This is a genomic window from Streptomyces sp. NPDC002790 (assembly GCF_040295505.1).
Lineage (GTDB): Bacteria > Actinomycetota > Actinomycetes > Streptomycetales > Streptomycetaceae > Streptomyces.
The window spans coordinates 1-3,325 of the sequence record NZ_JBEOVM010000224.1; the positions used below are offsets into that span (position 1 = coordinate 1).

At 72.1% G+C, this 3,325-nt stretch carries 4 protein-coding genes; 2 read left to right on the forward strand and 2 right to left on the reverse strand.

Annotation, left to right across the window (positions count from 1 at the left end; all coding sequences use genetic code 11):
- Nucleotides 1–106 precede the first annotated feature (106 nt).
- Nucleotides 107–604 (reverse strand): EF-hand domain-containing protein, encoded by a 498-nt coding sequence (locus tag ABT004_RS36145; RefSeq protein ID WP_351346043.1) that lies wholly within the window; start codon nucleotides 602–604, stop codon nucleotides 107–109.
- 119 nt (nucleotides 605–723) lie between these two features.
- Nucleotides 724–1,098, reverse strand: a complete 375-nt coding sequence (locus ABT004_RS36150; RefSeq protein WP_351346037.1) for an STAS domain-containing protein — start codon at nucleotides 1,096–1,098, stop codon at nucleotides 724–726.
- 299 nt (nucleotides 1,099–1,397) lie between these two features.
- Here ABT004_RS36150 and ABT004_RS36155 point away from each other — a divergent pair, with 299 nt between their 5' ends.
- Together ABT004_RS36155 and ABT004_RS36160 are read left to right on the forward strand one after the other, a co-directional pair.
- Nucleotides 1,398–1,973, forward strand: coding sequence for a sigma-70 family RNA polymerase sigma factor (locus ABT004_RS36155; RefSeq protein WP_351346040.1), 576 nt, complete (start codon nucleotides 1,398–1,400; stop codon nucleotides 1,971–1,973).
- Nucleotides 1,970–3,235, forward strand: a complete 1,266-nt coding sequence (locus ABT004_RS36160) for a zf-HC2 domain-containing protein (protein ID WP_451193823.1) — start codon at nucleotides 1,970–1,972, stop codon at nucleotides 3,233–3,235. The genes ABT004_RS36155 and ABT004_RS36160 overlap by 4 nt, the downstream gene beginning before the upstream one ends.
- The last annotated feature ends 90 nt before the right edge of the window (nucleotides 3,236–3,325 follow it).

Below are 3,325 nucleotides of genomic sequence, written 5' to 3' on the forward strand. Positions count from 1 at the left end.
GGGCTCCGCCCCGGCCCCCGCTGCTCAATCGCCGCAGGGGCTTGATATGGCCGCACCGGGCTTGATGAGGCGCGTCCACTCAGGGACGTTGAAGCACGAGGCGGGTCTACTCAGGGACCGTGAAGTAGCGCGCGAAGGCGCGGACCGCCGCGTCCTCCGTGATCCGGGCCGAACCGTCGGAGGCCAACGACTCCGCAGCCGCCCGGGCCACATCCGGCTCCACCCCGAGCACCCCCAGCACACGCCCCGCGGTATCCACCTCGACCCCGGCCTCATCGGCCCCCGCCACCGCGAACGCCCCCCGCAGGAACGGGCGGGCGATCTCGGCGAACCGGTCCGGGCTGTCCCGCAACCGCTTCACCGCCCCGGTCACGAACTCCTCACGGGTCACCCGCTGGTCCCCGTCGACATCCGCGATCCCGGCCATTCCCTGCCAGAACGCCTCGGCCCCGGCGAACAACGACTGCCCCCGCCCGGAACGCGCCGTGACACCGAACTCGGCGAGCAGCGCCTTCGCGGCGACGTAGAAGTCCTCGCGGTCGATGTATCCGTTGCCGTCCTGGTCGAAGCCGGCGAACCGGGCCGCGATCCTCCGCTCGTCCATGCTCATGGGCCGCCTCTCGGGTCGATGGGTCTTACGCAACGGAGCGTACGACGGTCCCGTGCGCGCACGCCCCGAACTGCGGCGATTGTGTCAAGGCCGGTGAAAATCCGGTACAAGCGTTACGCCGACATGGGCGCCGCGTCCTCGTCCACGGCCGAGGCGACGTCCGGGTAGACGTCGAAGAGCCGACGGACGCCGAGGGCGCCGAGGACCCGGTTCACGTGGGAGCCGTCGACCGCGCCCTGGGCCGGCAGGATCAGCCGCAGGCGGCCCTGGCAGGAGCGCATCAGACGGCGCGACGCGATCAGCACGCCGACGCCGCTCGAATCACAGAACAGCACGTCGGAAAGGTCGAGCACGACACTGCGGCGGCCGTCCGCCACCGCCTCGTGCACCTGCTGTCGCAGCGCCGGGGACGTCACCAGGTCCATCTCTCCCGACGCACACACGACGGCCCAGTCGCCCTGCCCTGACTCGGTCACCTTGAGCGCCACGCGCTATGCCTCTCGCTCGGGAATATCGACTATCTGGAATCTGTCCCTACGTTTCTTCTGCGCGGCTGCCCTGCCGCAACGGGATGAAACACTCCCGCAGACCTATCACATATGGCCTGGTTAAGCCCTGGCCGGTCACATCTGAACCAGATCCCTCATCGCGTTCCACAGCGCGAATGGTCTTTACCACCTGCCACTCTCCGGCGACGCACAATGCGGCAAAGGAGCGTGCGTTGTCGGTGCCGACGGTTACATTCGGGTAGAAGGAAAGTAGTTCGGGCAGCCGGTGAGGGGGCCTCATGCCCAAGGACACCCCGTCCCGCTGGGACCGCAGGATGCAGCAGCGCCTGGCCCACGGGGAGGCGGCCGCGCTCGGCGAGCTCTACGACCGGTTCGCCTCGCTGGTGCACGGCCTGGCCCACCGCGTGCTCGACGACGAGACGGCGGCCGACCAGATCACCCGTGACGTGTTCACACAGATCTGGGAGAATCCGGAGTCCTACGACCCCAAGCAGGGCCCGCTGCGCTCCTTCATCGCCACCCTCACCCACCGGCACGCGGTGCAGCGCCTGCGCCAGACCGAGTCCGCCGCCCTCGTGCGCACCGGGCACGGCACCACCGAGGACCTGGAGCGCAAGGTGCGTCACGCCTCCGCAGCGGCCCGCGCCGACTACATCGTGACGTCCATGCCCGCCCCACTGCGCGACGCGCTGAACCTCGCGTACTTCCAGCGCCGTGACTACCGCCAGACCGCCGCCGACCTGGGCGTCACCGAGGACGAGGCCCGCCGCAGGCTCCGCCTCGGCCTGCAACTCCTGTCGACGGCCCACAACGCGGGCACGCCTCCCGGCCACGGCTACGGGAGGCCGGCGTGAGCGCGGCGAACGGACCGGACAGGTTCGACCCCCACGAGGAGGAGCCCGACGGCCCCGGCCCCGCGGACCGGCCCTGGATACCGACGCCCCGCTCCTCCATCGAGGACACCGGCCGCCCGCTGCCCGACGTGACGGCTGCCGAACCGGCCGTCCTGGAGCACCACGTCCTCAAGTCCCTGCTCGGCGCCTGGGCGTTGGCCGCCTGCTCCCCCGAGGAAGCGGCCGCCGTCGAGATCCACCTGGGTGGCTGTGGCACCTGCGCCGAGGAGGCGCTGCGGCTGCGCGACGCCGTGGGCCTGCTGCACGCAGAGGAGAGCCTCGACCTCGACCCGATGCTGCGCTCCCGCGTCCTGGAGGGCTGCCTCACCCGGCGCCCCGCCCGCATCCCCGTGCCCGGCTGGGCCACCTCGTACGACACGGAGACCGCCCGGCTCGACGCGCTGCTCCAGGACATCGGCGACGGCGAATGGCACGCGCCGGTGCGGCTTCGCTGGTACGAGGGGGCGGAGCAGGTCGGCAAGAAGACCACGGTCGCCGGGGTGATCGCCCATCTCACCAGCGTGGACGGCCTGGTCGCCCGCGCCCTCGGCCTCGAGGACCCCGGCGCGCCTGCGCTCCTTGACCCCACCGCGCGCACCCGGGCGTACTGGAGGGCCTCCTACTTCCCGCCCACGCGCGCGGTACGGGCGCCGTGGCGCGAGCAGTCGCACTCCGTCATCCGCACGGTGTCCTTCGCGGGTTCGGACGGGGGCGGTGCCGGGGGTTCCGGTCAACTCCCCGTCTCGTACGGCAATTTCGAGCTCGCGCTGCGCGACGCGATGGTCGACCGGGCCTTCGAGTGCTGGATCCACGCCGGTGACATCGCGGACGCGGTCGACTACCCGTACGAGGCGCCGGCCCCGCGCCACCTCAACCGGATGATCGACCTCGCCGCGCGGATGCTCCCCGGCTCCCTGGCCGAGCGCCGCCGGCACGGCCTAGCGGCCCCCGCCCGGGAGCTCGTCGGCGCGGGGCGACCCGGGCGCAGCCTGCGCCTTGAGGTCGAGGGGGCGGGCGGCGGCGAGTGGCTGATCGCCCTCGACTCCCCCGCGGCGAGTGCCTCCGGCGGGCGGGAGGTGGCGCATGTGGCGCTGGACGGCGTGGAGTTCTGCCGCCTCGCCGCGGGCCACATCCTCCCGGAGGAAGCGGCGGCGGGCCAGGTCGGCGACCGCGAGGCCATCCGCGACGTCCTGTCGGCAACGGCGGGCCTGAGCCGGTTGTAGCGGCCTCACGCCAACTTGCCCTCATCAAGCCCGGTGCGGCCATATCAAGCCCCTGCGGCGATTGAGCAGCGGGGTCCGGGGCGGAGCAGA

Coding starts and splice junctions, on each gene's coding strand:
- ABT004_RS36145 (WP_351346043.1), bottom strand. CDS start 604: ATGGACGAGCGGAGGATCGCGGCCCGGTTCGCCGGCTTCGACCAGGAC.
- ABT004_RS36155 (WP_351346040.1), top strand. CDS start 1,398: ATGCCCAAGGACACCCCGTCCCGCTGGGACCGCAGGATGCAGCAGCGC.